Raw genomic sequence first — 26,203 nt, 5'->3', positions numbered from 1 at the left:
CGCTCTGCGCCGGCCGCCTTTTTCATTTTGCGGCGCGAACAAATGATGTTATTATTTAAATAATATTCTTATTTTGCCATCACCATGCCGCTGACTCTGCTTTCTGTTTCCCCCGCCCCTGGCACCCACGACGTCCCGGTCGACAGCAATATCGTCCTGACCTTCAATGCACCGGTACAAGCGGGCAGCGGCGGCATTTATCTCAGCAACATCTTTCATTCTCCGTCAGGGTACGTGGACATCCGCAGCGAGCGGGTGACGATTTCCGGTAATACAGTGACCATCCATGCCGAGCTGGGGTCGGGCCGCGACTATACGCTGATGGTGCCGTCCGGCCTGGTCAATGACGCGAACGGCGCACCGCTGGCCACAGAGAAAACCGTCGAATTCTCCACCGGTTACCTGACTTCGCCCGTCCACAAGACCGGCACACCGGACATCGACTTGCTGCAGGGCTCGACCGCTGCTGACGTGATTGACGGCGGCGCGGGCAACGACATCATCGATGGCTGGGGCGGCAACGACGAATTGAGCGGCGGCGCCGGCGACGATTACCTGTACGGCGGTGGCGGCAATAGCTGGCTCGATGGCGGCGATGGCAACGACTATCTGTTCAGCGGCGACACGTCCAACGTGCAACCGGTCAGCGGCGGCAACCATACGCTGATTGGCGGCGCCGGCAACGATGACTTGTTTGCACGCGATCCCGACACGGCGCTTTTGCAGGGTGGCGACGGTAACGACTTGATCAGCGCCTATTTCCTCCGGATGGGCGTGGGGACGGCCACCATGGAAGGCGGCAATGGCGACGACACCCTGGCCGTAGGACAGGAGGGCCATGCCGGTATCCGCGCCACCATGACCGGCGGCGCGGGCCGCGATACATTCTCGCTGCACGACAGCTATTCCCAATCGCCCCATGTGGTCACGGATTTCCAGCCCGGCCAGGACACCATCGACCTCACCATTATTCCTGCGCTGCGGGCTTACACGCACGGCAACCCGCTCGGGGCCGCTGGCTACCTGCGCTTGCAACAGCAAGGCGCCGACACGGTCATCTTTATTGATGACGATGGCGCTGCGGGCCTGGCGGAAACCTGGCATCCCTTGCTGATCCTGCAAAACGTTGCACTGTCGAGTTTGAGAGACAGCGATTTCACCGGCCAGATGCGGCTCGACGGCAGCGACACCGGCCTCCAATGGCAAGGCACTGCCGGCGACAACGAGCTTACCGCCACCATACAAAACGATACGCTGCTCGGCGGCGCCGGCAACGACACCCTGTCCGCGCTGTCGGGCGACGACGTGGTCGATGGCGGCGATGGCGACGACCACCTGTTGGGCGGCGCGGGCGACGACAAGCTGTCCGGTGGCAATGGCAATGACTGGATCGGCAGCGAATTTTCTTCGTCCAGTGGCAACGACGATGGCGACGATACCCTCGACGGCGGCGCGGGCGACGACCACATTTACGAATCACATGGCAACAACACCATCGCGGGCGGCGACGGCAATGACACGCTCTACGTTTGGGGCGGGACCAACCGCGTCTCCGGCGGCGCCGGCAAAGATGTGATCATTGCCGACGGCGGCACGGATATCGTCGATGGTGGCGACGGCAACGACATAATCCGCGTCCACAAGACTTACTATGAGTTCGATGCCGACGTGACGGCCACCGGCGGCGCGGGGCGCGACCGCTACGAATTCGCGCCGGCGCTGAAGCATCCGGTCACCATCACGGATTTCGCCACCGGCGCCGGCGGCGACATCCTCGATCCGTTCACGCTGTTCGACTCTCCCCGGCAATCGAATCTGTTCCTGGACGGGCAGTTACGGTTACAGCAAAGCGGCAACGACACACTGCTGCAATTCCTGCCAGCAGGATCAAGCGGCAACAACAGCTTCCGCACCGCGGCCGTGCTGCTCAACACCAAAGTCGAGGCGCTGACCCACGATAACTTCGCGCAGGGCATCCACCCGTCCGGCGGCAGCCTGGGCGAAACGTTCACCGGGGAGGCCGGCCCCGACCAGATCACGGGCGGGTTCCTGGACGACGTCATCGACGGCCTGGGCGGCAACGACGTGCTCAATGGCGAAAACGGCAATGACACGATTTCCGGCGGCGATGGCAACGACCAGCTCAGCGGCGGCGGAGGCAACGACATCCTGCACGGCGGCGCGGGCAACGATTTGCTGACAGGCGGCGATGGCGCCAATACTATCGATGGCGGCGCGGGACTCGACACCGCCAAACTGTACGCCACGTACCTGCTGGATCCCAGCCAGCACATGACGTTCGACCATGGCACCGTGAGGATCGAGCATGCCAACTACGGCGATAGCGGCAGCGTCGACACCTACACCAACGTCGAGCGCTTCCAGATCCAGTCGGCATCGCTGATGTATCCCACCGTGACCGGCGTGGCTTACGACATCGATGGCAATGCCGGTAAAGTCTACCGGCTGTACAAGGCCGCGTTCGACCGCACGCCGGATGACAAAGGATTTTCCTTCTGGCTGCAGCATGCCGATAAAGGCCTCAGCATGGCCGAGATCGGAAAGACATTCACGCAATCGCAGGAATTCCGCGACTTGTACGGCGCCGCCCCCTCCAATGCGGACTTCGTCAACCACCTGTACCACAACGTGCTGCACCGCGACCCGGAACCCGAAGGCTATAACTTCTGGCTCACCGCGCTCAATGAAAAGCGCGCCACCCCGGCGGACTTATTGAACATTTTCGCGGAGAGCAAGGAAAATACCGAAGCGGTCGCCGAATTGATCGGCAACGGGATCAAGTATCAGCAGTATTACTTCTAAGCCAGGATCGGCCGGTCCGTCCCCCACCCGGGGGATGCCCCACCCTGTAGCCTATGGTAAAGTTTGCTGATTCCCAAAGCAAAAGGCCGCACACCATGGAACCGCAACTGATGCCCCGTAACAGCGAAGAAGAACGGGTCGCTGCGCTGGAAAAACTGGGCATCCTCGACAGCCAGACCAGCGACTACTTTGACGGCGTCACCCGTCTGGCCATGGATGTGTTCAACATGCCGGGCGCGTATATTTCGCTGATTGACCGCGACCGGCAGTGGCTCAAAGCCAGTTCCGGCTTTTGCACGCCGGGCGATTCGCGCGAAGAATCGTTTTGCAACCACACCATCAAAGGCGCCGAAGTCCTCGTCATTGAAGACACACGCAACGATGAGCGCTTCCGCAGCAATCCCGCCGTCACGGGCCCGGACCGGATCTACTTTTATGCCGGCGCACCGTTGCTGACCAGCGAAGGCTACGCGATCGGCGCCCTGTGCGTCATCGCCCAGGAGCCGCACACGTTCAGCGCAGCGCAACGCAGCCAGTTGCAAGGCCTGGCCGCGCTGGTGGTCGCGCATATTGAATTGCGCCGCGCTGTCGGCCACGTGGACGCCATCACCGGCATGCCGAACAAATTCCAGCTCGATGAAGACCTGGATGAACAAGGCGCCGTGGCGGAAGGCGAACCGCGCGTGCTGCTTTACATCGACATGCCCGATGCCTCCAAGGCGTTTGAAATCGCCAGCGTGCTTGGCATCACCGTCTACGATGACTTGATCCGCGGTGTGGCGCGCAAGCTGGCGCACCTGTTCCGCGGCAAAGGCACGGTGTACCACATCACCGATGCGCGCTTCGCCGTGCTGTCGCAGGATGCCGACACCGACGGGTTCATTGAATTTACGCACAGCCTGGAAGCAACGCTGCAGGAACCGCTGATGGACGTCAACGTGCCGATGAACCTGGCCAGCTTTGGCGGCATCGTGCCCTTTCAACTGTGCCCCCATTCATCGAAAGACGCGCCGCGCAAAGCGTCATCGGCCGTCAACCAGGCATTGTTGGGACAGCAGCGCTGGCGTTCGTACGACACGCAATCGGATGAAGGCCAGCAGCGCGCCTTCCGTTTGCTCAACAGCATGCACCATAGCCTGGACAACCATGCCTTCCACATGCTGTACCAGCCCAAGCACGATGCGCTCACCGGCGCGTGCCACGCGGCGGAAGCGCTGCTGCGCTGGCAGCACCCGGAACTGGGCTTTGTGTCGCCCGCAGAATTCATCCCGCTGATTGAAAAGACCGCGCTGATCGGGCCACTGACGGCATGGGTCATCCGCACGGCAATCCGGCAGGCGGCGGAGTGGCATCGACAAGGCCATCGCATCAAAGTCGCCATCAACCTGTCGGCCTATAACTTTGAAGAACCGGATATCTGCGACCGCCTGCGCGGCACGTGCACGGAATTCGGCCTCGATCCCCGCTACGTCGAAGTCGAGTGCACGGAAGGCATGTGGATGGAAAGCCCCGGCATCCTGACGACACTGAACACCATCCGTGCCATGGGCATGAGCCTCGCGCTCGATGATTTCGGCACGGGCTACAGCAATTTCGCTTACCTGCAAAAGATCCCGGCCACGGTCATCAAGGTTGACCAGTCTTTGATCCGCAATGTCCACACGAATGAACGGGACCAGCGCATCGTGCGCTCGCTGATCGCGCTGGCGCGGGAACTGGGGTATGACGTCGTGGCGGAAGGAGTGGAAACCGAACAGTCGCTGGAACTGATCCGCAGCTGGGGGTGCCAGATCGCGCAGGGTTATCACTTTGCCAAGCCACTCGCGCCGGATGCGTTCCTGGCCCATGTGCAAGCCTGCGCGGTGAACTGACTCCCCTGTGCCGGGGCGTGTGGCGCAGTTACAATGACGGGCTCACACCATTCGTCACACCGATGTCCACCCTGCCCACCCGCCCCCTCTACATCATCAGCGCCACCTGCCTGCTGGCCATCCTGTACTTCGGCCGCGACGTGCTGCAATCACTGGCGCTGGCCGCCATTCTCAGTGCCGCCGTCGCACCGCTGACGCGCCGCTTTGCGCGCCTGGGCCTGAGCCGCGCACCGGCCACCCTGGTCACCGTCATCCTGGCGGCGCTGGTGCTGGCCGGGCTGGGGGCGGTGATGGTCGGCCAGTTTGCCAGCCTGACGGACGATTTGCCCGCCTACCGCAAGGAATTGCGGGCCAAGACCAAACAGTTGCAGCGGCTGGCGGAACGTCCATTGGCCACACTGGAAGCGCGGCTGCAGGTGGTCGATGTGCCGGGCGCACTGTATGCCGCGCCGGCCACCGCGCCGGCGCCGGCCGGCGTGGCAGCCGCCCCGCCGCGCCCCAGTGTGCAGGACTCCGCGGGCAGGCTGCTGTCGCAGATTTCCGGCCCGCTCGGCAAGGCCGGTATCGTGCTGGTGCTGTTCATCTTCATCTCGCTCGAGCATGAATCGCTGCAGGACCGCCTGATACGCCTCGCGGGCGACACCGCCATCAGCCGCACCATGCAAACCCTGGCCGATGCGGCGCAGGGTATATCCCGCTTCTTCTTTGCGCAAATTATCGTCAATGCCGCGTTCGGGCTGGCGGTCGCCGCCACGCTCTGGCTGCTGGGGCTGCCGCACGCCTTCCTGTGGGGGATGCTGTCCGGCGTGCTGCGTTTCGTACCCTATCTGGGCATGCTGATTGCCGGTTCGCTGATCGCGCTGTTCGCGGCCGCCGTCGATCCCGGCTGGACCCTCGCGCTGACGTGCATGGCGCTGTTCCTGGTGATGGAAGTCGGCGTCGCCTACCTGGTCGAGCCGCGCGTGTATGGACATTCGTCCGGGCTGTCGCCGCTGGCCGTGATCGTTGCGGCACTGGTGTGGGGCACGCTGTGGGGTCCCGTCGGCCTGATCCTGTCGACGCCGTTGACCCTGTGCCTGGTGGTGGCGGGCCGGCACGTGGAAGCGCTGGCGCCCCTCACCACGCTGCTGGGCGCGGCGCCCAGCGTCGGCGCCGCACAGCGCTTTTACCAGCGGGCGCTGGCGGGCGATATCGCCGCCATCGTCCGTGATGGCCAGGCGCGGCTGAAACGGGGCAGCCTGGCGGCGTATTGCGACAAGGTGCTGATACCCGGCATGGCGATGGCCGTACCGGAAATCGAAAGCGGCAAAGTGGGCGACGGCCAGCTCGACCAGCTGCGCAAGACCATTGTCGAAGTCACGGAAGAAATCTCCGCCCCGAGTGCCGACGGCCCTTGCAAGCGCAAGCGCGTGCCGCTGATGGACAAGAATATCGGTTCGCACCTGCGCAAGCTGCGCCAGGCCCGCACGGGGCAGTGGCAGGGATCGCTGGATGTGCCGGCCCGCTCGGTCGTGCTGTGCGCGGGCCTGGGCAGCGACCGCGAAGACTTTTTGTCCGAACTGCTGGTGCGTGCGCTGGTCGAAGGCGGCACGGATGCGCGCAGCGGCGTGCTGAACCGGCCGGAAGACAATCCCGGCGACGACAAGGCGCAACTGGTATCGACGGTGATCCTGCCGTATCCGGAAGAAGCGAATGTGGATGCGTGGCTGAATGCGGTAGCGGACCTGCGCACCGGCATGCCCCATGCGTGCATCGTCGTGCTCAAGCTGCAACTGGACGGCAGGATTGCGCGCCAGCCGGAAGTCGAGAAAGCCGCGGACCTGGTGGTGCAGTCGTTCGAGCAGGCGCGCGCATTCGTGGAGAGCGGCGCATGACCGATACGCCCCGCCCGACGTTGCCGCCATTGCCGGAACATTCCGCCGCCGTGCGCCAGGCCCGCGAACAGAAAGCCGCGCAAATCCGCGGCGTCGCCTCGATCCAGCACATGCGCGACGCCATCAAGCAGGCCAGCCGCGTCGCGCCCGCCATCACGTCGATCGCGCGCCTGAACAAGCCCGGCGCCGCCATGTTCCGCGCGCGGGCCGGCGAAGGCTTGCCATTCCTGATCGAAGGGGTCGTCAACAAATGGCCGCTGTGCGGCCTGACGCCGCAACAGTTGCGCGAGCAATATGGCCACTTGCACGTGCGGGCGCGGGTCGGCGATTACGTCAACACGGCGTTCGCACCGGACCGCGCCATGCACGACATGTCGATGCTGGAATACCTGGATTTATCGTCGTCCGGTGAAACCGGTTTGCCGCCCTATGTCGGCAACCTGGAATTACGGGAACTGAACCACCTGTGCCACTGGCCCACGTACTTCAACAAGATGGGGCCGGCCCGTTTCTGGATCGGTCCCGCGAAGACCGTGACGCCGCTGCACTGCGATTACGACGACAATATCTTCGCGCAAATCTGGGGCACCAAGCGCATCTTCCTGGCGCCGCCCCATCACGACGCCTTCCTGTATCCGCGCGAAGCCAATGCACTGCTGTTCGGCTCACCGTTCGATCCGGAAGCGCCGGATTACGACCAGTTCCCGCTGGCACGCCACGCCACGCTGATCGAATGCATCGTGCAGCCGGGCGACATGCTGTACGTGCCGGCCGGCTGGTTCCACCAGGTGCGCGCGCAGACATTTTCCCTGTCCGCCAACCGCTGGGCGCGCGGCGTGCCGTTTGCGCTGCAGGGCAATTCCGCGCTGCCGCAGCCCTGAGGTTACTGCCGCCCCGCCCTGGCGGCGGCGTCCGCGGCATGCGCCTGTTTGCCGCAAGCCTGCACACAGCGCAGGTACTGCGTGTCGCACGTGCGCTGCATCGTCACGCGGCGGCTTTCGTAAGCCTGTTTCGATTGCGCCTCCGACGGCTTGTCCGCCAATCCCCTCGCCACCCGCGCATTCGGGTTCCTGTCCGCCATCGCCACCAGCGACAACGCGTCGTCATCGCTTTGCGATGCGGCGTTGCTGCGGCATTCGCGCTTGTCGGTGTCGCACAGCGGCTTGCACAGGCCATTGCCGTCGGCGTGGGCGGCGCCGGCCAGCAGCGCAGCGCATAACAGCATCAATCGTTTCATGGGGTACTCGTTGCATTCGGGAATGTCGATTGTACCCACGGTGTATTTTTTCACAACATCCCGGCGGTAAAAAAGATGCAAGCAAATGTGACATGCGCCTTCACGCCATGGTGGCGCCGCCAAACTCGACCATGCCCGTTTGCGCGGCCAGGTGCATCAGCTTGAAGTCATTGTCGACGGCCAGCTTTTGCCGGATCAAGGTCAGGTAATTCAACACGGTTTTCGGGCTCAGGTGCATGGCGGTGGCGATGTCGTGCGCGGATTCGCCATGCACCAGTTGGCGCAGCACTTCGAATTCCCTCGGCGTCAGGTGCTGCAGCGCGCCGGCACCGGAACGTTCCGCCTGTGCCGCGTCACGCACGTCGGCGGAGAACGCCCGGCTGCCCCGCATCACCTGGCGGATGCCGTCGATCACGTCTTCCGGTTCGCTGTGCTTGGTCATGTAGCCGTGCGCTCCCGCCTTCAGCGCCTGGCTGACGTGTCCATGGCTGCTGTACATCGACAGCACCAGGATGCGCAGGCCGGGCTGGCGCGCCAGCATGCCGGCGATGGCTTCCAGCCCGCTGCTGCCCTTCAGGCTCAGGTCGACCAGCGCCACGTCGGGCTGCACCTGCTGTACGACGGCATTGGCTTCGCCGGCGCTGGCCGCTTCGCCCACCACGTGGAAATCCGGTTCCGCCGACAGCAGGCGCCGGTAACCGTTGCGGACCACCGCATGGTCGTCGACCAGGATGATCCTGATTGTGCCCATGTTCATGCCAATACTCCCCCGGCCGGCAACACGGCCACCAGCCGCAAGCCGCCGCCGCAATTGGGCAGCAGCGACAAGGCGCCGCCCGCCATTTCCACCCGTTCCCGCATGCCCAGCAAGCCGCCGCGCCACGCGCCGGGGGCCGCCGGCAACCCCGCCCCGTCATCCGTCACGGCAACCCGCACCTGTTCGTCCGTGCAGCTCAATTCCACCGTGCAGTGGCTCGCGCGGCTGTGGCGGACGACATTCGTCACCGCTTCCTGCACCACGCGGTACAAGGTCAGCGCCGTCATTTCCGCCACTTCCACCACCGTGGGCTGCAATGAGGTGGTGAATGCAATGCCGGTGCCGCGCCCCTGCCAGCTGTCGACCAGTTCCGCCACCGCCCGTTCCAGCCCGCTCGCATGCAAGCCATGGGGCCGCAGCGATTTCAGCATGGCGCGCAACTGTTCGCCGCTGGCGCGGATATCGCGCCGCATGTCGTTGGCGCATTCCGCCACTTCGCCCGGCGCCAGCTTGCCAGCGTTGCGGGCCAGGTGGGCGGCCGTCGCATTCAACGCCGTCAATGTCTGGCCCATGTCGTCGTGCAGTTCGCGCGCCAGCGCCTTGCGTTCGTTTTCCTGCACGCTGATCAGATCCCGCGCCAGCGCATGCTGCGCGGCGCGCGATTCGGCCAGCGCCGTGGCCAGCCGTTCGATCGCGCCCGCCACCTGGCGGAATTCGCGCAACGCGAATGGTGGCAACGCGGGATCGGTCTCGCCGCGCGCCAGCCGGTGCAAGCCCTCTTCCAGCGCCCGCACCGGCCGCAGCGCGCGGTCCGCCGCCCACCAGACCACGAGCAAAGTTGTGCCAGAAAAGAACAGCAGGGTGTACCAAATTCGCACAGTGTCACGCCAGCGCTCGCTGATTTCCGAGCCGGGATGGGGCGCGATGTACAAGGTCTGGCCGCCGATGCGGATTTCGCGCTCGTCCTGCGGCGGCGGGGCCAGCCCCAGCCACGCCAGCAGCGGATGGGGTTCCGGCTGAACGGCCGGCTGGCCCGCCGTGCGGATGCGCAAGTGGCGGATGCCGGTGTCGGGCAGCAGCGCGGCCATGGCGCCGCTGCCGGTGCTGTCCGCCGCCAGCAGCACGTTGACCATGCGGGCCGACGCGCTGATTTCCGCATCGATGTCGGCGCGCAGCGAATAAAACTGGATCACCGTGGCCACTGCCATCAGGCAACCCAGCAGCAGGCCAAGCGACCCTGTCAGGCGGCGGCGCAAGTCCATGATCTCCTCCGGTTGTTTTCTGTTTTGCCGATGACAGGTGCAACTTCCATACCAACCCGGTCGCCAACGCAACGGCGGGAATTTTTCCCTATCGGCGGCTGTGCCAGTCCCGGAATAATCGGCCCCATGAACTTAAGCCGCGACGACGGCGAACCACATCGGGGAGACCAGACATGAGCCAGTCCGTAGCACATCCCGCACAGGCCAGGCGCTTACGGTTAACCTTGATCGCGGCAATGGTCGCCGCTTGCTGGCACGGCGCCGCCGCAGCGGATACCGCCGATACCACAGGCGCGGCGGCGATGTCGGCAACCACGCCGGCCGCCGCCGTCGTGATCATCAGCGCAACCCCACTGCCCGGCGCCACCGTGCCGCGCCAGCACGTCCCGTCCAACCTCCAGACAATGGGCAGCGCCCTGCTGGACGATACGGCCTACACCAATGTGCCGGACTTGCTGAACCGCCGCCTGGGCAGCGTCGTCATCCACGATATCCAGGGCAACCCCTTCCAGTCCGACGTCAGTTACCGGGGCTTCACGGCGTCGCCGCTGCTGGGCACACCGCAAGGCTTGTCCGTCTACGTCGACGGCGTGCGCCTGAACCAGCCGTTCGGCGACGTGGTCAGCTGGGACTTGATCCCCCGCGCCGCCATTGCCTCCGCCACCCTGATACCCGGATCGAATCCCCTGTTCGGCCTGAACACGCTGGGCGGCGCGCTGGCGCTGCAAACCAAGGATGGCCGCGACCATGCGGGGACGGCGATACAGGCGCAGGTGGGCCGCTATGGCCGGCGTACCGTGGAATTGGAACATGGCGGCCACGATGCGCAAGGGTGGCACTGGTTCGTCACCGGCACCGGCTTCCGGGAACGCGGCTGGCGCGACGATTCCCCCACGCGCGTGGGCCAGCTGTTCGGCAAGCTCGGATGGGCCGATGCCGCCACGGAGGCCGCGCTGACGGTGGCGCTGGCCGATGCGCGCCTGAACGGCAATGGATTGCAGGAACAGCGCATGCTGCAGCGCGACTACCGCAGCGTATACACCCGGCCCGACCAGACCAGCAACCGCTCCATCCTGCTGAACCTCTCCGCCAGCCACCGGTTGACGGACACGCTGCAACTGTCCGGCAACGCGTATTACCGCCGCATCCGCACGTCGACCTATAACGGCGACCTCAACGACGATGCGCTCGACCAGTCGGTCTACCAGCCCAGCGCGGCGGAACGCGCCGCGCTGGCGGCCGCCGGCTACACCGGGTTTCCCGCCAGCGGCGCCACGGCGGCCAATACGCCCTTCCCTTACTGGCGCTGCATCGCCAACGTGCTGCGCCAGGATGAACCGGCGGAAAAGTGTAATGGCCTGATCAACCGCACGGCGTCCACGCAGCGCCAATACGGCTTCAGCGGCCAGCTCGCCGCGCAGGCCAGGACCGGAACGTGGCGGCACCGCCTGGTCGCCGGCGGCGCCTACGACGCCAGCCGCGCGGATTTCCAGCAAACCACGCAATTTGGCTACGTCACCCCGGACCGCACCATCCACCCGGTGGATTTTTACGCGGATGGCACGGAAACCGGCGACGATGGCGTGCCGGTCGACAACCGCGTGGACCTGGCGGGACGCACCCGCACGTGGAGCCTGTATGCGGCCGACACCATCGGCGTGACGGAGCGGCTGCACGTGACCTTGTCCGGCCGCTACAACCGCACCGCCGTGCATAACCGCGACCGCATCACGCCGGGCGGCGGCAGCGGTTCGCTCGATGGCGATCACCGCTACAGCCGTTTCAATCCCGCCGTGGGCGCCACCTGGCAACTGTCGCCGTACGCCACCTGGTATGGCGGCTACAGCGAAGGCAGCCGCACGCCCACCGCCGTGGAACTGGGCTGCGCCGACCCGGCCAACCCGTGCAAGCTGCCCAATGCCATGGCGGGCGACCCGCCGTTGCGGCAAGTGGTGACGCGCACGTGGGAAACGGGCCTGCGCGGCAAGGCGGGCCAGGCGGACTGGCACGCGGGCCTGTTCCGCGCCGCGAACACCGACGACATCCTGTTCGTGGCCGACGACGCCGCCGGCTTCGGCTATTTCCGCAACTTCGGCAAGACGCGCCGCCAGGGACTGGAACTGGGCGTCGGTGGCGTCATCGGCGACAGCGGCACGCTCAGCTATTCGGCCAGCTACACGTGGCTGGACGCGCGCTTCCGAAGCGGGGAACTGGTCAACGGGGCAGCCAACAGCAGCAAGGACGCCAACGGCAATATCGCAATCCGCCCGGGCGACCGCATGCCGCTGGTGCCGTCCCATATTTTCAAGGCCGGCGTGGACTGGCAGGCAACGCCGGCATGGAAACTGGGCCTCGCCATGCAGGCGGTGTCCCGCTCGACGGCGCGCGGCAATGAAAACGGCCAGCACCAGCCGGATGGCAAATATTTCATGGGCGCGGGCCACGCCGCCGGCCATGCCGTGTTCGACCTCGACACCCGCTACCAGGTCACGCCGCGCCTGGGCGTCTTTGCCCACGTCGGCAACCTGTTCGGCAAACGCTATGCGACGGCAGCGCAACTGGGCGCCACGGGTTTCACCGCCAACGGCAACTTCATCGCCCGGCCGTATGCGGCGCAGGGAGACAATGCGACGTTGACGTCTTCCACGTTCTACGGGCCGGGGGCGCCGAGGATGATACGGGTGGGGTTGCGTTACGAATTCGGCAAGTAACTTGCGCTCGCCCGCAGGATCTCCGCCACCCGCACCGCCACCGGCGACAGGTAGGCATGCTTGCGGTACGCCAGCCCGAACCGGCGCATCAATTGCGTGGCGGGCACCGCCACTTCCCGCACGCGCGCCCGGCCCGCCGTCAGGTTGAAACGGGAGACAAAACCCAGCAAGGGCGTGCGCTCCAGCACCGGCAGGATGGTGTTCAGCACGTTCGACTCGATTTGCACGCGGGGCCGTGGCAAGCCGTGGCGCTCGAAGGTCTGGTCCAGCCACTGGCGCGACGCGACGGTGCTGGCCCCGAGGATCCACTGGTATTGCAATAAATCCGCCAACGCGCACGGCGACGCGAATACCGGGTGGTTTTCGCTGGCCACCACCACCATCGTGTCTTCCCCGATTTGCTCGCATTGCAACTCATCGTCGGCTTCCGGCATCGGCCCCACCACCATTTCCAGTTCGCCATTACGCAAGCTGTCGACCAGGTTGTCGTTCATGGCCACCGTCAGATTGACGGAAATCCCGGGCGCATCGGCCAGCAATTGCCCGAACACGGCCGGCATCAAGTGTTCGGCCAGGGTCGCCAGGCAACCGATGCGGACGTTGCCCTGCAAGCCGTCCGCGTGATCGCGCATTTCACGGGTGGTTTCCTCCACCATGATGGCCATTTGCCGCGTGCGCCGCACCAGCACGTGGCCGGCGGCCGTCAGGCGCATGCCCCGGCCATCCTTTTCAAACAATTTCGCGCCCATGGATTCTTCCAGCCGGTCGATGCACTTGGTCAATGCCGGCTGCGTGCGGTGCAGCCGCTCGGCGGCACGCGCCAGGCTGCCCTCGGTGGCAATCACTTCGAAATACTTCAAGTCGCGGAAATCCACAATACATTCCCAGAAGTTTAGAAAACTCAAAAATAAGTGAATATACATTATAGATCGTGCTTCCTATACTCGGTTTCACTCAACCACAGAACCAACCGAGGAAAATCATGAGCCAACCGACTCCCCCCGATGTCATCCGCGACATCCAGCGTATCGCCCCGGAACTCACCGCCCGCGCCGCCATGTATCCATCGTCCATCCTGGCCGACGTGGCGGGCCGCCGTGGCGCCCTGTCCAGTCGCATTGCCCCGCTGGCGCCATCGATGCGCATTGCCGGCCCGGCGCTGACCGTGGAAGTGCGTCCCGGCGACAACCTGATGATCCACGCGGCCATGGCCATCGCAAAACCCGGCGACGTGCTGGTGATCGACGGCAAGGGCGACGAAAGCTGCGCGCTGATGGGGGAAATCATGGTGTCGCAGTGCATGGCGATCGGCATTGCCGGCGTCATCGTGTATGGCGCCGTGCGCGACACGGAAGCCATCCGCGAACTGGGCTTCCCCATGTACGCCATCGGCGCCAACCCGAACGGTCCCACCAAGCTGGTGCCGGGCCGCATCAACTGGCCGGTTTCCGTGGGCGGCGTCACCGTGCAGCCGGGCGACCTGATCGTGGCCGACGCGGACGGCGTGGTGGCCGTGGAACCGGCCAAGGCGCCCGCCATCCTGGAAATGGCAAAGAAGAAACTCGCCGATGAGACGGCCCGCCTGGAAGGCATCCGCAGCGGCGACCAGTTGCGCCCGACGTGGCTCGATGGCGCGCTGCGCAAGGCCGGCGTGCTGGCCGAAGGGGAAACGCTGTGAGCGCCATGCTGCAACCCAAACGCGCCGCCATCCTCGTGACGGGCGCCGACCTGGCCGAACCCGCGCTGGCGCTGCTGTCGCCATTCGATATCGTGTATGCCGGCGCGCGGCCCGATGAAGCGCAGCTGGTGGCGCTGTGCCGCCAGCACCAGCCCGTCGCCATCATCGTGCGCTATGGCCGCGTCACGGACACCGTCATGGCGGCCAGCGCCGGCCTGCGCGTGATCGCCAAGCATGGCGCGGGGCTGGACACGATCGATTGCGACGCGGCCGCCCGGCGCGGCATCGCCGTCAAGGCCGCCGTGGGCGCCAATGCCGCCGCCGTGGCCGAGCATACGTGGGCGCTGATCCTGGCCTGCGCCAAGAACGTGCCGCAACTGGACCAGCGCATGCGCGCCGGCCACTGGGACAAGTCCACCCATAAAAGCCTGGAATTGCAAGGCCGAACGCTGGGCCTGGTGGGCCTGGGCGCGATCGGTGCGCGCGTGGCGGCCATCGGCGCCGCGATGGGCATGCACGTCATCGCCCACGACCCGTATGCGAAAGCCGCGCCGGACGGCGTGCCGTTGCTGCCGCTGGCCGACGTGATCGCGGGCTCGGACGTGCTGTCGCTGCATTGCCCGCTGACGCGCGACAACGCCAACATGCTCGATGCGGCCACGCTGGCCACCATGCGCCCGGGCGCCATCGTCGTCAACACGGCACGGGGCGGCCTGATCGATGAAGCCGCGCTGGCCGGCGCGCTGCAAAGCGGTGCGCTGCGGGCGGCCGGGCTGGACAGTTTCCACGAAGAACCGATGCGCCCCGGCCACCCGTTCACCGGCATCGCCAACGCCATCCTGTCGCCGCACATCGGCGGCGTGTCCACCGATGCCTACATCGGCATGGGCGTGGCGGCGGCGAACAATATCCTGGCCGTACTGGCCGGAGTGGCCGAACCAGCCCGATAAAACCACCGATCGACACGCAAAGCGCGCATCAAGACGCGCTTTCAGGTTTAATGTAACGGAGGACGACAATGAATATTCAAGACCATACACAGGAACACAACGCCCGCCTGGAAGCGGAAACCATCCGCAAAGTCACGTGGCGCCTGATTCCATTTCTCATGGTGTGCTACCTGCTGGCTTTTATCGACCGGGGCAACATCGGCATGGCCGCGCTGCAAATGAATCATGACCTCGGCATCACGCCGAAAATCTTCGGTTTTGCCGGCAGCCTGTTTTTCATCTCTTATTTCCTGTTTGAAGTTCCCAGCAACCTGGCGCTGCAAAAATTCGGCGCCCGCAAATGGATTGCCCGCATCATGATCACCTGGGGCATCGTCACCGCCAGCACCGCATTGGTACAGGGCCAGACGTCGCTGTTCATCATGCGCTTCCTGCTGGGCGCGGCCGAAGCCGGGTTCTTCCCTGGCGTGTTGCTGTACCTGACGTACTGGATTCCCGCCGCCTACCGTGGCCGCCTGATCGCCATCTTCATGGTGGCCGTGCCGATGGCCAGTTTTATCGGCTCGCCGCTATCGGCCATGCTGCTGGAAACGGATGGCATGCTGGGCTTGCGCGGCTGGCACTGGCTGTTCATCCTGGAAGGCATCCCCACCGTGCTGATCGGCCTGGTCTGCCTGTTTTACCTGACGGACAGGCCGGAGCAGGCCCGCTGGCTGACCGAAGAGCAGCGCAACTGGCTGTCGGCCCGCATGGCGCAGGAACGCGCCGCGAAGAAAACCTCGTCCGCCCACCTGACGATCTGGCAATTGTTCCGCAGCAAGGAAGTGCTGGGCATGGCGCTGATTTGCGCGACGGCATCGTCGGCCGGGTCCGTGCTGGGCATCTGGCAACCGCAATTGATCAAATCGTTTGGCCTGACGGTCATGCAAACGGGCCTGGTCAATGCCATCCCTTACGTCATCGCCTCCGTGGTCATGGTGTGGTGGGGCCGCCATTCCGACAAGAATAATGAACGCCGCTGGCATACCGCCATCCCGCTGGCCCTGATCGCACTGGGCATGCTGGGCACCTTGCTGAGCGCGTCGCTGGTGACCACCATGATGCTGCTGTCCTGCGTGCTGACCGGCGCGTATTCGTTCAAGGGCCCGTTCTGGGCGCTCAGTTCCACGTGGCTGTCGTCCGCCACGGCCGCGGCGGGCCTGGCTGCCATCAATGCCGTCTCCAACCTGATCGGTGGCGGCCTGATGATCAACGTCTATGGCTGGATCAAGGAAGAAACCGGCAGCCATGCGCTGGCGCTGACGCCGATCGCGGCGCTGGCCGTGTGCAGCATCATCACCCTGCTCGCCCTGAGCAACGGCGCCCGCCAGGCGGCGCGCAACGCCGCCGCCAACGCGGCGGCCTGACCTCACCACCTGCAGAAGCTCGACACCGGCAGTATGCCGGGGACCTCGCTCGCCCCGGCTGCCAATCATAATCGGAGACAAACATGAAGAAGTCCTTACTGGCGCTGGCCCTGGCCGCCGCCATGCCGTCCGCCTTTGCCCAGTCGAACGTGCAATTCTACGGCGCCATCGACGCCGGCTTGCGCTACCAGACCAATGTGGACGCCGCCGGCAACCATTTATTGTCGGTGGGTTCCGGCCAGTACTATTCGAACCGCCTGGGCCTGCGCGCCACAGAAGACCTGGGGGGCGGCCTGAATGCCCACTTCCAGCTGGAGAGTGGCTTCAACAGCAAGACCGGCGCGCTGGACAACACCAACAACGTGCTGTTCAACCGTACCGCCGCCGTCGGCCTGGGCGGCGCCTGGGGCGCCGTGGACCTGGGCCGGCAGTACTCGATCGGCTTCCGTACCGAACTGTTCCTCGATCCGTTCAACCACCATTACACGGGCCTGGTGCCCCTGTCGTCCGGGTCCGGCACGTCGCTGCCGGCGGCCGCCACGGCGGCGGGACTGGGCGCGTCGTCATCGTCCGGCACCCGCTTCAACAACGACGTGCAATATACGGGAACGTTCCATGGCCTGACCGTGCGCGCGGAATACGCGCCGGGCGAAGTGGCGGGCGACAGCGGCAAAGGCTCGGCCCGCGCCGCGGGCTTCAGCTATGCGGGCCACGGCGTGCTGGCGGCGGGCGCCTATACGCACAAGCAGACCACGGCAGGATTCGACAACCATGCCGTGCTGCTGGGCGGCGGCGTGAAGCTGGACGCGTTCACGGTCAAGGCCGGCTGGGCGCGCGAGCGCCAGCAGGCGGCCGCCACCACCTATCAAAACCAGACCACGTTTGGCGGCGTCAGCTACCAGTTGAACCCCGCCGTGGAACTGGCGGGCGCCGTGTACCGCTCGGACTATGAAGACGGCAAGGCCGACGGCAAGCGCACCTTGTACCTGTTGGGCGGCAGCTACCATTTTTCCAAGCGCACCAACCTGTATGGCGAATTCGACGTCAACCGCTACCGGGGCGCGCTGATCCCCGCATCGAAACAGACGGGCCAGCGCGGCATCGCCGTGGGCGTCATGCACATGTTCTAGCGGCGAGTTGCTATACTGGGCTTTTGCTCAGCGGGAACATAAAAATGAAGAAAATCGTCGTGAAATTCGGGGGCTCCAACTTGCGGCGGCCGGAAGACATCGACCGCGTGGCCGATGTGGTGCAAACCTATAACCGGCCGCTGGTGCTGGTGGTCTCGGCCTTTTACGGCATCACGAATGCGCTGATCGATTGCGTGCAGGCGGCCCGCAAGGGTGCCGGCACCATTTCCGCGCTGGAGGAAAGCCAGGACTACACGCTGGCGCTGCGCGCCCTGAAAAAGGAAATCCTCGAAGCCAACATCAAGGACCCGGCGCAGCGCGCCCGCACGGAAGCCGCGCTCAATGCGCGGCTGGACCAATTGACGCGCTACCTGACCGGCATCCATTACATCGGCGACGTGCCGGATTTCGTCAATGACGCCATCCTCAGTTACGGCGAGCGGCTGTCCAGCCTGCTGCTGGCGGACGTGCTGCAAAGCCGGGGCATCAATGCGCGCGAAGCGCTGCCGGAAGATATCGGGCTGGTGTCGGACGGCGTGTTTGGCAATGCCGCCTGCGATTTCGACGCCAGCACGGGTCCCGTGTCGACAGCCCTGTCGGGCGACGGCGTGGTGGTCGTGCCCGGCTTTTACGGCGTCAGCCGCGACGGCAAGCCAACGTTGTTCGGCCGCGGCGGTTCCGATTATTCGGCCGCGTCGATTGCCCGCTGCATCGGCGCCGAATCGCTGGACGTGTGGAAGGACGTCGACGGCTTCCTCAGCGCCGACCCGGGCGCCGTCAGCGCCCCACATTCCATCGCACGCCTGCATTACCTGGAAGCGGCGGAACTGTCGTACTTCGGCGCAAAAATCCTGCACCCGCGCACGGTGGAACCGCTGTTCGACCAGGGCATTCCGATCCGCATCCTGAACATCACGCGGCCCGACCTGGGGCTGCACCCGTTCACCGTCATTGATGGCGAACGCACCGTCACGCATGACGTGGTGAAAAGCGTGTCGTCCAGCGACGATGTGGCGATTTTGAAGCTGCATGGTCCCGGCGTCGGCTTCAAGCCGGGCATCCTGGCCGAAGTCACGTCCACGCTGGACCACAACGGCATCAACATCAAGAGCGTATTGACGGCGCAGACGGCCATCAACGTGCTGCTGGCGCGCGACCACCTGGAGGCGGCGTATGAAGCGCTGGCCGGGCACCATATTCCCGGCGTGGTGGAAGTGTCGCGCAACGATGCGGTGGCGATTGTCGCCGTGGTCGGTGACGGCGTGCTCGACGCATCGAATGTCGGCAGTGCGATTGCCAGCCGCGCGTTGTCTGCCGCGCTGGCGGGCGGCGTGCGCGTCACCCTGGCGGCGGCCGGCGCCAGCGAAGTGGCGGCTTACATGCTGGTCGACCGCAGCGACCGCAAACTGGCGCTGCAGGCGATCCATGACCACTTCTTCGGGGCGGGGGCATAACCGACCCGTCATCGCTTCCTGCAGTCGCAGGGCGTCATGCGTAGGGCGGATTTGCCGCAGGCAAAGCCGCCATGCCCGCGTCACCACATAAGCCCGCTGCATCGCAACGCTGGCATGGCGGCTTGGTGAATCCAATCCGCCCTACGTGGCCACTCCGTCTCCGAACAGCGCCGCCACCAGCGGGTCGCGGCGCACCGGTTCGTCGCGGATCCGCAGCACGACGCCGACATCGTCCAGCATGATGTGAAAATAACGGTTGCCAACACGTATCCCCTGCTGGCGCGCACGCTTGCCAATATGGATCAACCGTACCGTCATGATTTAGTCCTTCTTCAGCAAATCGATGATGCTGGAGAAGTCCAGCGCGCCGGCGCCCCGCGTGCTGTGCAGCGCATACAGGTTGCGCGCCAGTTCGCCCAGCGGCACCGGGGATTTCGCGTTCATGGCCGCTTCCGCCGCCAGTCCCAGGTCTTTCAGCATCAGGTCCACGCCGAAGCCGCCGCTGTAGCCGCGCGACGCCGGCACATTGTCCATCACGCCGGGCACGGGGTTGTACAGTTCCAGTACCCAGTTGCGGCCGGAACTCTTGACCATGATGTCCGACAGCACGCGGGGATCGAGGCCGTTGGCCATGCCCAGCGCCAGCGCTTCGGACGTTCCCGCCATCAGTATCCCCAGCAGCATGTTGTTGCAGACCTTGGCCGTCTGGCCCGCGCCATGGCCGCCCGCATGGAAAATATTGCGGCCCATGGCCAGCAGCACGGCGCGCGCACGTTCGAGCAAGTCGGCAGGTCCACCCACCATGAAGGTCAGCGTGCCCGCCTGCGCGCCGCCCGTTCCGCCCGATACGGGCGCATCGAGCATGTCGATACCGGCCGCTTGCGCCGCCTGCGCGACGGCGATCGCCGACTGCGCCGCGATCGTGCTGCAATCGATCACCAGCGCGCCGGGCTTCAGCACGCCCAGCACGCCCGCGTCGCCATTCGCGCCCAGGTACAGGCTTTCCACATGGCGGCTCGCGGGCAGCATGGAAATCACGATATCGGCCCCTTCGGCAGCGGCGCGCGCCGATGGCGCCACCGTGGCGCCGGCGTCGCCCAGCGTTTTCAATGCGGCCGGGGCCAGGTCGAACACGGCCAGCCGGTGGCCGGCTTTTACCAGGTTCAGGGCCATCGGGCCGCCCATGTTGCCCAGTCCAATAAATGCAATATGACTCATCATGTCTCCGTTTATTTAAGGTCCGCCAGCGGATGGGAGTGCCCTGCCCACGGGTTGTCGAGGAAGCCTGCGCTGCTGTCGGCCGGCAGCCAGTCGGGCGCCATGTCCTTGTCGATCAGCAGTGCGCGGATGCCTTCGGCAAAATCCCCCCGCGCGGCACAATGCAGCGCCACCCCGTATTCCAGGCGGAACACGTCCGCCAGCGACAAGTGCTTCGCGGCTTCAAGCATGCGCCACGCCAGGCGCAAGGCGCCGGGCGATGCCCGCCGGGGCGACGCGGCCGCCTTGTCCAGCCACGGGTTGTTGGTTTCCAGCGCGGCCATGGCCGACAATACGTCATCCACGCTATCGCGGCCGCACAGGTAATCGATCAAATCCTGGTGCTGGCGCAATGGTCCCGTGTGCGTCCAGGCCTGGTCGCCGCTGCGCGCTTCCGCGCGGCGCAGCACATAGCCGACCAGCGCGTGGTTGGCCTCGCAGTTGGCGCTCCACGGCTGGATCAGCAGCGCTTCCACCACGTCGTCCCTGACCGCGTGCGGCAGCACATAATCAGCCAGTCCCACATAGCGGGCGTCCGCTGCTTCGATGGAAATGCCCGTCAGCGCCAGGAAGCGGCCCGCGTGGCCCGGCATGCGGTTCAGGAACCACGAGCCCCCCACGTCCGGGAACAGGCCGATGCCCGCTTCCGGCATGGCCATCCGCGTCCTTTCCGTCGCCACCCGGTGGCTGGCCCCGGCCATCAGGCCGATACCGCCGCCCATGACGATGCCATGGCCCCAGCACAGGATCGGTTTTTCATAGGTGTGGATCGTGTAATCCAGCCGGTATTCCATGCTGAAGAAGGCGTTCGCGTAGGCATTGCCGGTAACGTCGCCGGCCTGGTCCGATTCCCGCTGCGCGTGCATGGTGCGGTACAGGTTGTGCAAGTCGCCGCCCGCGCAAAACGCCTTGCTGCCGGCGCCCTGCAGCAGCACCATGGCCACGTCATCGTCTTCCGCCCACGCAGCCAGGTGGTCGGTCAGCAATTCAATCATCGGCAACGACACCGCGTTCAGCGTCTTTTCCGCGTTCAGCGTCAGCACGCCGATCAGGCGGCCATTGGCCGTTTGCAGCGTTTCAGCCAGCACCGGCAAGCCGGTTGCCGGAACCGTGTTCGAGCCGTCCATCAGGCATTCCTCCATTGCGCGGCGCGCTTTTCCAGGAAGGCGCTGACGCCTTCCTTCTGGTCTTCCGTATCGAACAGGTCGACGAACATTTCACGTTCCACCGGCAGCCATTGCGCGGGCGCCTCGTGGCGGGCGCCCTGGATCAGCTTCTTGCAGGCGGCCACGCTGGTCGGGCTTTGCTTTTCCACCGATTTGGCCAGCGCCAGCGCCGCAGCCAGCGCCTCGCCTTTCGGCACCACCTGTTCGACCAGGCCGATGCGCAGCGCCGTGTCGGCGTCGACACGCTCACCGCACAGCACCATGCGCTTGGCCCAGCCCTCGCCCACCAGCCATGCCAGGTTTTGCGTGCCGCCGGCGCACGGCAGCAAACCCACCGCCGCTTCCGGCAGCGCCATTTGCGCATGGCTTTCCGCGATGCGCAGGTCGCAGGCCAGCGCGCATTCCAGTCCGCCGCCCATCGCGTAGCCATTGATGGCGGCAATCGACACGCCACGGAAACGCGACAGCGCTTCAAACGCTTCGCCAAAGCGGCGCGCCATGGTACGGGCCATGGCCTTGTCGCCATCGGCAAACACTTTCAGATCGGCGCCCGCGGAAAAGAATTTCTCGCCCTGCCCCGTCACCACCAGACTGTAGATTTCCCGGTTGGCGTTCAAGTCCGCCACCAGCCGCGTCAACGCGGACAGGCTGTCGGCGGTCCACGTATGGGCCGGCGGGTTGGCCAGGGTGACCACGGCCGTGTGGCCGGTGATTTCAACTTGCAAATTGGTGTAGGTATTCATCGCAGTTCCTCCGCGCTTGGTTGTTCGAGTAAATGGCGCGCAACAATCACGCGCATGATTTCATTGGTGCCTTCCAGGATCTGGTGCACGCGCACGTCGCGCAGGTAGCGTTCCAGCGGGTATTCGCGGATGTAGCCGTTGCCGCCGTGGATTTGCAGCGCCTGGTTGCACACCTTGAATCCCACGTCCGTCGCCAGCCGCTTGGCCATGGCGCAATACACGCTGGCATTGGGCGCCTTCGCATCGAGCTTGGATGCCGCCAGCCGCACCATCTGGCGCGCGGCCACCAGTTCCGTTTGCATGTCGGCCAGTTCGAATTGCAGGTGCTGGAACGCCGACAGGCGGTTGCCGAACTGGCGCCGTTCCGTCATATAGGCGCGCGCCGCGTCCAGCGCCGCCTGCGCCGCGCCGACGGAACAGGTGGCGATGTTGATGCGGCCGCCATCGAGTCCCCGCATGGCGATGCGGAAGCCTTCGCCTTCCTGTCCCAGCAGGTGGCTGGCCGGAATGCGCACGCGGTCGAAACTCACGACCCGCGTCGGCTGGCTGTTCCAGCCCATCTTGACTTCCTTGCGGCCGTAGCTGATGCCCGGTGTGGCGGCCGGCACGGCAAAGGCGCTGATGCCTTTCGGTCCCGCGTCACCCGTCCTGGCCATCACCACCAGCAAATCCGTGGAACCGGCGCCGGAAATGAAGGCCTTGTTGCCGTCCAGCGTGTAATAGCCGTCTTTCAGCACCGCGCGCATCGCCAGCGAACCGGCGTCGGAGCCGGCGCCCGGCTCCGTCAGGCAATACGAGCCCAGTTTTTCGCCGGACGCCAGCAACGGCGCCCATTGCTCGCGGATTTCCGGACCGCCCCAGGTGGCCACCATCCAGCTCACCATGTTGTGGATGGTGATGTAGGCCGTGGTGGACGGACAGGCCGCCGCCAGTTCTTCGAACACCAGCGCCGCATCGAGCCGCGACAAGCCCAAACCGCCCATCTCGTGCGGCGTGTACATGCCGCAAAATCCCAGCTCGCCCGCCTTGTGGATGGTTTCCAGGGGAAATTCGCAATCGGCGTCCCAGCGCGCCGCGTGGGGCGCCATCTCGCCCGCGGCAAAATCGCGGGCGCTCTGCCGGAAAGCGCCCTGTACTTCGGACAGTTCGAAATCCATGATGGGCCTCTATTTCAGCGAGATGGTGGTATTGACCCCGCCCGCCACGCTGCCGTCTTCGAACCAGCGCGCCGTCACGGTCTTGGTCTGCGTGTAGAACAGGATCACCTGCTTGCCGTACGGGCCCAGGTCGCCCAGCTTCGACGCGCCGGAACCCGTGAACGAGAACAGCGGCACCGGGACGGGAATCGGTACGTTGATGCCGATCTGCCCCGCTTCCACTTCTTCCTGGAATTTGCGGGCCGCCGCGCCGGATTGCGTGAAGACCGCCGTACCGTTGCCGTTCGGGTTGCTGTTGATGAAGGCCAGCGCGTCATCCAGCGTGGCGGCCGAGACCAGCGACAGCACCGGGCCGAAGATTTCCTCGTCGTAGATGGCCATGCCGGGCTTCACGCCGGAGAAGATGGTGGGGCCGACGAAATTGCCGTTGCCGTAGCCCGGCACGTCCGGCTGGCGGCCATCCAGCTCCAGTGTCGCGCCCTCCTCGATGCCCCGGCCGATCAGGCGTTCCACGCGGGACTTCGCCGCGCATGAAATCAGCGGACCGATATCCGTCCCCGGCTCGGTGCCGCCGCTGATTTTCATGGCGCGGGCTTTTTCCACCAGTTCCGGGATCCACTGGTTCGCCTCGCCCACCAGCACCACCACCGGCAGCGCCATGCAGCGCTGGCCCGCCGCGCCGAATGCCGCGCCCAGGATATTGTTCAGCGCCTGGTCCTTGTTCGCATCCGGCAGCACGACGGCGTGATTCTTCGCGCCCATCATGCACTGCACGCGCTTGCCCGCCAGCGATGCGCGCTGGTACACGTGCGTGCCGACGCGGGTTGAGCCGACGAACGATACGGCCTTGATGTCCGGGTGGTCGCAGATCGCGTTGACGGCGGTTTCACCGCCATGCACGACGTTCAGCACGCCGGCCGGGATGCCCGCCTGCAGCGCCAGCTCCACCAGGCGCATGGTGACGATCGGGTCTTGCTCGGATGGCTTCAGCACGAACGTGTTGCCGCAGGCGATCGCCATCGGGAACATCCACAGCGGAATCATGGCGGGAAAATTGAACGGCGTGATCCCGGCGCAAACGCCGATCGCCTGCTGCAGCGTGTAGGTATCGACGCCGTTCGCCACGTTATTGGCCATCTCGCCCATTTGCAGGGTGCCGATATTGGCCGCGTGTTCCACCACTTCCAGGCCGCGGAAGATATCGCCTTCCGCGTCGGCCAGGGTCTTGCCCTGCTCAGCCGTCAGCAGCGCGGCCAGTTCCTTCATGTTTTCGCGGATCAATTGCTGGTACTTGAGGAAGATGCGGGCGCGGGCGCCGATCGGCGTGCGGCGCCACGTTTTAAAGGCATGCCTGGCGGACGCCACGGCGGCGTCGATTTCCGCCACGGTGGCCAGCGGCACGCGCGCCAGCACTTCCTGCGTGGCGGGATTGACGACGTCGCGCCACTCGGTGGTGGACGACTCGGTGAATTCGCCGTTGATCAGCAGCTTGACGGTGGGGATGGGTTGGCTCATGGTGTCTCCGTTTAAAAGATGTGTGTCGGTCGGTGCGTGAAAACAGAATACGCACGCAGGTCCGCCCCGCCTATGCCGGAAACAATCAAACTTGGTGCGAGAATTTGCCACTTTTGCCGAACGCGCGCCAACTGTTTATACTGATTGCATGAAGCCTTACACCATAAGGCTTACTTTCATGAATGCAGAATATCCCGTATGGAAAAAGGCAGCGTCTCCGTCTACTTCGTGCAATCGGCGCTCGATTCCCTGCGCGCGCGCGGCATTGCGCCCGATGCGCTGCTGCTCGATGCCGGCATCGCGCCGGCCACCGTGCAATCGCCCCACGGACGGGTGACGCCGGAGAGTTTCAGCAAGCTGTGGCTGTCGGTGGCGGCCGCGCTCGACGATGAATTGTTCGGCCAGGACAGCCGCCGCATGAAGGTGGGCAGCTTCGCCATGCTGGCGTACATGCTGACGGATTGTCCGAACCTGGGCGAAGCGCTGAAGCGCATGGCGCGCTTCTTCAATTTGCTGCTGGACGATTTCCACTGCGCGCTGGAAGTGCGCGGCGGCGAAGCCATGCTGACGATCCGCCCGTCGGGACAGCACGGCGCGGCGCGCGTGTTCGGCTTCGAAACCCTGCTGATGCTGCAGCACGGCCTGGCGTGCTGGCTGGTGGGGCGCCGCATCCCCGTGCTGTCGGCCGCGTTCTGTTATGCGGAAGCGCCGCGCAGCGCGGAATACCAGCGCATGTACTCCGAGCACCTGTACTTCGGGCGGGAGGCGACAGCGCTGCATTTTGCGCGCGCGCTGCTGGAACTGCCGGTGATCCGCAACCAGCAGGATGCGCGCGCCTTCGTGCGCAAGGCGCCCGGCAACATCGTCATCAAATATAAAAACACGGACGGCCTGGCGGCGCAGATCCGGCGCCGCCTGCGCGCGTCGTCGGCCAGCGAATGGGCCGGGTTCGACGACGTGGCAATGCAATTGAAGATGACACCGGCCACCTTGCGCCGGCGGCTCGATGACGAGGGCCAGTCGTTCCAGCTGATCAAGGACCAGCTGCGGCGCGACATGGCGGTCGACCTGCTGTGCCATTCAACGCACAGCGTGGCCGACATCGCCGCGCAACTGGGTTTCGCGGAACCCAGCGCGTTCCACCGGGCTTTCAAGAAATGGACCGGCGCCAACCCGGGGCAGTACCGCTTGCAGGGCGCCAGCCAGGGCTGA

Annotated in this window: 21 protein-coding genes; 11 read left to right on the top strand and 10 right to left on the bottom strand. The window is 65.2% G+C overall.

From position 1 onward, the window contains the following. Positions 1-84 precede the first annotated feature (84 nt). From GJ700_RS36075 to GJ700_RS10080, 4 genes are all read left to right on the top strand, one after another. The gene (locus GJ700_RS36075; RefSeq protein ID WP_154373231.1) at positions 85-2,823 is read left to right on the top strand and encodes a DUF4214 domain-containing protein; all 2,739 of its coding nucleotides are present in this window, start codon (positions 85-87) and stop codon (positions 2,821-2,823) included. A 95-nt stretch (positions 2,824-2,918) separates the two neighbouring features. After that, positions 2,919-4,694, top strand: a complete 1,776-nt coding sequence (locus GJ700_RS10090; RefSeq protein ID WP_154373229.1) for a sensor domain-containing phosphodiesterase — start codon at positions 2,919-2,921, stop codon at positions 4,692-4,694. 62 nt (positions 4,695-4,756) lie between these two features. Further along, positions 4,757-6,568 (top strand): AI-2E family transporter, encoded by a 1,812-nt coding sequence (locus GJ700_RS10085; protein WP_154373227.1) that lies wholly within the window; start codon positions 4,757-4,759, stop codon positions 6,566-6,568. Continuing rightward, entirely contained in the window at positions 6,565-7,449 is an 885-nt protein-coding gene (locus GJ700_RS10080) for a cupin-like domain-containing protein (protein WP_154373225.1), read from the top strand. The genes GJ700_RS10085 and GJ700_RS10080 overlap by 4 nt, the downstream gene beginning before the upstream one ends. Positions 7,450-7,451: 2 nt before the next feature. On the opposite strand, the gene GJ700_RS10075 is transcribed toward GJ700_RS10080, so the two are convergent. The 3 genes from GJ700_RS10075 to GJ700_RS10065 form a co-directional block, all read right to left on the bottom strand. Further along, a complete protein-coding gene (locus GJ700_RS10075; RefSeq protein ID WP_154373223.1) occupies positions 7,452-7,805 on the bottom strand; it encodes a hypothetical protein in 354 nt (117 codons plus the stop codon). Positions 7,806-7,905: 100 nt separating this feature from the next. Next, positions 7,906-8,562 carry a response regulator transcription factor gene (locus GJ700_RS10070; RefSeq protein ID WP_154373220.1) on the bottom strand — a complete coding sequence of 219 codons (657 nt, stop codon included), beginning with the start codon at positions 8,560-8,562 and terminating at the stop codon, positions 7,906-7,908. Then, the gene (locus GJ700_RS10065; RefSeq protein WP_154373218.1) at positions 8,559-9,824 is read right to left on the bottom strand and encodes a HAMP domain-containing sensor histidine kinase; all 1,266 of its coding nucleotides are present in this window, start codon (positions 9,822-9,824) and stop codon (positions 8,559-8,561) included. Before GJ700_RS10065 ends, GJ700_RS10070 begins: the two co-directional genes overlap by 4 nt. Before the next feature lie 173 nt (positions 9,825-9,997). On the opposite strand from GJ700_RS10065, the gene GJ700_RS10060 reads away from it, so the two are divergent. Then, entirely contained in the window at positions 9,998-12,535 is a 2,538-nt protein-coding gene (locus tag GJ700_RS10060; protein ID WP_229506905.1) for a TonB-dependent receptor, read from the top strand. Here the strand turns inward: GJ700_RS10060 and GJ700_RS10055 are convergent. Further along, positions 12,517-13,410 (bottom strand): LysR family transcriptional regulator, encoded by an 894-nt coding sequence (locus GJ700_RS10055; RefSeq protein WP_371867904.1) that lies wholly within the window; start codon positions 13,408-13,410, stop codon positions 12,517-12,519. The genes GJ700_RS10060 and GJ700_RS10055 overlap by 19 nt on opposite strands. A 107-nt stretch (positions 13,411-13,517) precedes the next feature. On the opposite strand from GJ700_RS10055, the gene GJ700_RS10050 reads away from it, so the two are divergent. The 5 genes from GJ700_RS10050 (at position 13,518) to GJ700_RS10030 (ending at position 19,153) form a co-directional block, all read left to right on the top strand. Continuing rightward, entirely contained in the window at positions 13,518-14,213 is a 696-nt protein-coding gene (locus tag GJ700_RS10050) for an RraA family protein (RefSeq protein ID WP_154373215.1), read from the top strand. Between the two features lie 5 nt (positions 14,214-14,218). Further along, on the top strand, positions 14,219-15,163 hold the full coding sequence (locus GJ700_RS10045) for a hydroxyacid dehydrogenase (RefSeq protein WP_154373213.1): 945 nt from the start codon (positions 14,219-14,221) through the stop codon (positions 15,161-15,163). A 68-nt stretch (positions 15,164-15,231) separates the two neighbouring features. Beyond that, a complete protein-coding gene (locus GJ700_RS10040; protein ID WP_154373211.1) occupies positions 15,232-16,569 on the top strand; it encodes an MFS transporter in 1,338 nt (445 codons plus the stop codon). An 83-nt stretch (positions 16,570-16,652) separates the two neighbouring features. Beyond that, positions 16,653-17,699, top strand: a complete 1,047-nt coding sequence (locus tag GJ700_RS10035; protein ID WP_154373209.1) for a porin — start codon at positions 16,653-16,655, stop codon at positions 17,697-17,699. A gap of 44 nt (positions 17,700-17,743) precedes the next feature. Further along, the gene (locus GJ700_RS10030) at positions 17,744-19,153 is read left to right on the top strand and encodes an aspartate kinase (protein ID WP_154373207.1); all 1,410 of its coding nucleotides are present in this window, start codon (positions 17,744-17,746) and stop codon (positions 19,151-19,153) included. Between the two features lie 141 nt (positions 19,154-19,294). Here the strand turns inward: GJ700_RS10030 and GJ700_RS10025 are convergent, their stop codons facing one another. From GJ700_RS10025 to GJ700_RS10000, 6 genes are read right to left on the bottom strand one after another with little or no spacing between them, the layout of a single operon-like run. Then, entirely contained in the window at positions 19,295-19,471 is a 177-nt protein-coding gene (locus GJ700_RS10025) for a hypothetical protein (RefSeq protein WP_154373205.1), read from the bottom strand. A 3-nt stretch (positions 19,472-19,474) separates the two neighbouring features. Further along, positions 19,475-20,371 carry a 3-hydroxyisobutyrate dehydrogenase gene (mmsB, locus tag GJ700_RS10020; protein ID WP_154373456.1) on the bottom strand — a complete coding sequence of 299 codons (897 nt, stop codon included), beginning with the start codon at positions 20,369-20,371 and terminating at the stop codon, positions 19,475-19,477. 11 nt (positions 20,372-20,382) lie between these two features. Further along, positions 20,383-21,537 (bottom strand): enoyl-CoA hydratase/isomerase family protein, encoded by a 1,155-nt coding sequence (locus GJ700_RS10015; protein WP_154373203.1) that lies wholly within the window; start codon positions 21,535-21,537, stop codon positions 20,383-20,385. Continuing rightward, on the bottom strand, positions 21,537-22,319 hold the full coding sequence (locus GJ700_RS10010; RefSeq protein WP_154373201.1) for an enoyl-CoA hydratase: 783 nt from the start codon (positions 22,317-22,319) through the stop codon (positions 21,537-21,539). The genes GJ700_RS10015 and GJ700_RS10010 overlap by 1 nt, the downstream gene beginning before the upstream one ends. Beyond that, positions 22,316-23,476, bottom strand: coding sequence for an acyl-CoA dehydrogenase family protein (locus GJ700_RS10005; RefSeq protein WP_154373199.1), 1,161 nt, complete (start codon positions 23,474-23,476; stop codon positions 22,316-22,318). Before GJ700_RS10005 ends, GJ700_RS10010 begins: the two co-directional genes overlap by 4 nt. A gap of 9 nt (positions 23,477-23,485) precedes the next feature. Beyond that, entirely contained in the window at positions 23,486-24,991 is a 1,506-nt protein-coding gene (locus tag GJ700_RS10000) for a CoA-acylating methylmalonate-semialdehyde dehydrogenase (RefSeq protein ID WP_154373197.1), read from the bottom strand. Positions 24,992-25,189: 198 nt separating this feature from the next. Here GJ700_RS10000 and GJ700_RS09995 point away from each other — a divergent pair, with 198 nt between their 5' ends. Further along, positions 25,190-26,203: an AraC family transcriptional regulator gene (locus GJ700_RS09995; RefSeq protein WP_154373195.1), complete on the top strand. Its 1,014-nt coding sequence runs from the start codon at positions 25,190-25,192 to the stop codon at positions 26,201-26,203.

The organism is Pseudoduganella rivuli, assembly GCF_009674485.1.
Taxonomy (GTDB): domain Bacteria; phylum Pseudomonadota; class Gammaproteobacteria; order Burkholderiales; family Burkholderiaceae_D; genus Rugamonas; species Rugamonas rivuli_B.
Note: the sequence above shows the minus strand (reverse complement) of the source record. Positions and strands in the feature narration are given on the sequence as shown.

Excerpts from the sequence above, each read along its gene's own strand:
- GJ700_RS10075 (WP_154373223.1), bottom strand. The coding sequence starts at position 7,805 with ATGAAACGATTGATGCTGTTATGCGCTGCGCTGCTGGCCGGCGCCGCC.
- mmsB (WP_154373456.1), bottom strand. The coding sequence starts at position 20,371 with ATGAGTCATATTGCATTTATTGGACTGGGCAACATGGGCGGCCCGATG.
- GJ700_RS10010 (WP_154373201.1), bottom strand. The coding sequence starts at position 22,319 with ATGAATACCTACACCAATTTGCAAGTTGAAATCACCGGCCACACGGCC.
- GJ700_RS10030 (WP_154373207.1), top strand. The coding sequence starts at position 17,744 with ATGAAGAAAATCGTCGTGAAATTCGGGGGCTCCAACTTGCGGCGGCCG.
- GJ700_RS10025 (WP_154373205.1), bottom strand. The coding sequence starts at position 19,471 with ATGACGGTACGGTTGATCCATATTGGCAAGCGTGCGCGCCAGCAGGGG.
- GJ700_RS10015 (WP_154373203.1), bottom strand. The coding sequence starts at position 21,537 with ATGGACGGCTCGAACACGGTTCCGGCAACCGGCTTGCCGGTGCTGGCT.
- GJ700_RS10040 (WP_154373211.1), top strand. The coding sequence starts at position 15,232 with ATGAATATTCAAGACCATACACAGGAACACAACGCCCGCCTGGAAGCG.
- GJ700_RS10050 (WP_154373215.1), top strand. The coding sequence starts at position 13,518 with ATGAGCCAACCGACTCCCCCCGATGTCATCCGCGACATCCAGCGTATC.
- GJ700_RS10035 (WP_154373209.1), top strand. The coding sequence starts at position 16,653 with ATGAAGAAGTCCTTACTGGCGCTGGCCCTGGCCGCCGCCATGCCGTCC.
- GJ700_RS10060 (WP_229506905.1), top strand. The coding sequence starts at position 9,998 with ATGAGCCAGTCCGTAGCACATCCCGCACAGGCCAGGCGCTTACGGTTA.
- GJ700_RS10045 (WP_154373213.1), top strand. The coding sequence starts at position 14,219 with ATGCTGCAACCCAAACGCGCCGCCATCCTCGTGACGGGCGCCGACCTG.
- GJ700_RS10085 (WP_154373227.1), top strand. The coding sequence starts at position 4,757 with ATGTCCACCCTGCCCACCCGCCCCCTCTACATCATCAGCGCCACCTGC.
- GJ700_RS09995 (WP_154373195.1), top strand. The coding sequence starts at position 25,190 with ATGGAAAAAGGCAGCGTCTCCGTCTACTTCGTGCAATCGGCGCTCGAT.
- GJ700_RS36075 (WP_154373231.1), top strand. The coding sequence starts at position 85 with ATGCCGCTGACTCTGCTTTCTGTTTCCCCCGCCCCTGGCACCCACGAC.
- GJ700_RS10065 (WP_154373218.1), bottom strand. The coding sequence starts at position 9,824 with ATGGACTTGCGCCGCCGCCTGACAGGGTCGCTTGGCCTGCTGCTGGGT.
- GJ700_RS10080 (WP_154373225.1), top strand. The coding sequence starts at position 6,565 with ATGACCGATACGCCCCGCCCGACGTTGCCGCCATTGCCGGAACATTCC.
- GJ700_RS10000 (WP_154373197.1), bottom strand. The coding sequence starts at position 24,991 with ATGAGCCAACCCATCCCCACCGTCAAGCTGCTGATCAACGGCGAATTC.
- GJ700_RS10070 (WP_154373220.1), bottom strand. The coding sequence starts at position 8,562 with ATGAACATGGGCACAATCAGGATCATCCTGGTCGACGACCATGCGGTG.
- GJ700_RS10005 (WP_154373199.1), bottom strand. The coding sequence starts at position 23,476 with ATGGATTTCGAACTGTCCGAAGTACAGGGCGCTTTCCGGCAGAGCGCC.
- GJ700_RS10090 (WP_154373229.1), top strand. The coding sequence starts at position 2,919 with ATGGAACCGCAACTGATGCCCCGTAACAGCGAAGAAGAACGGGTCGCT.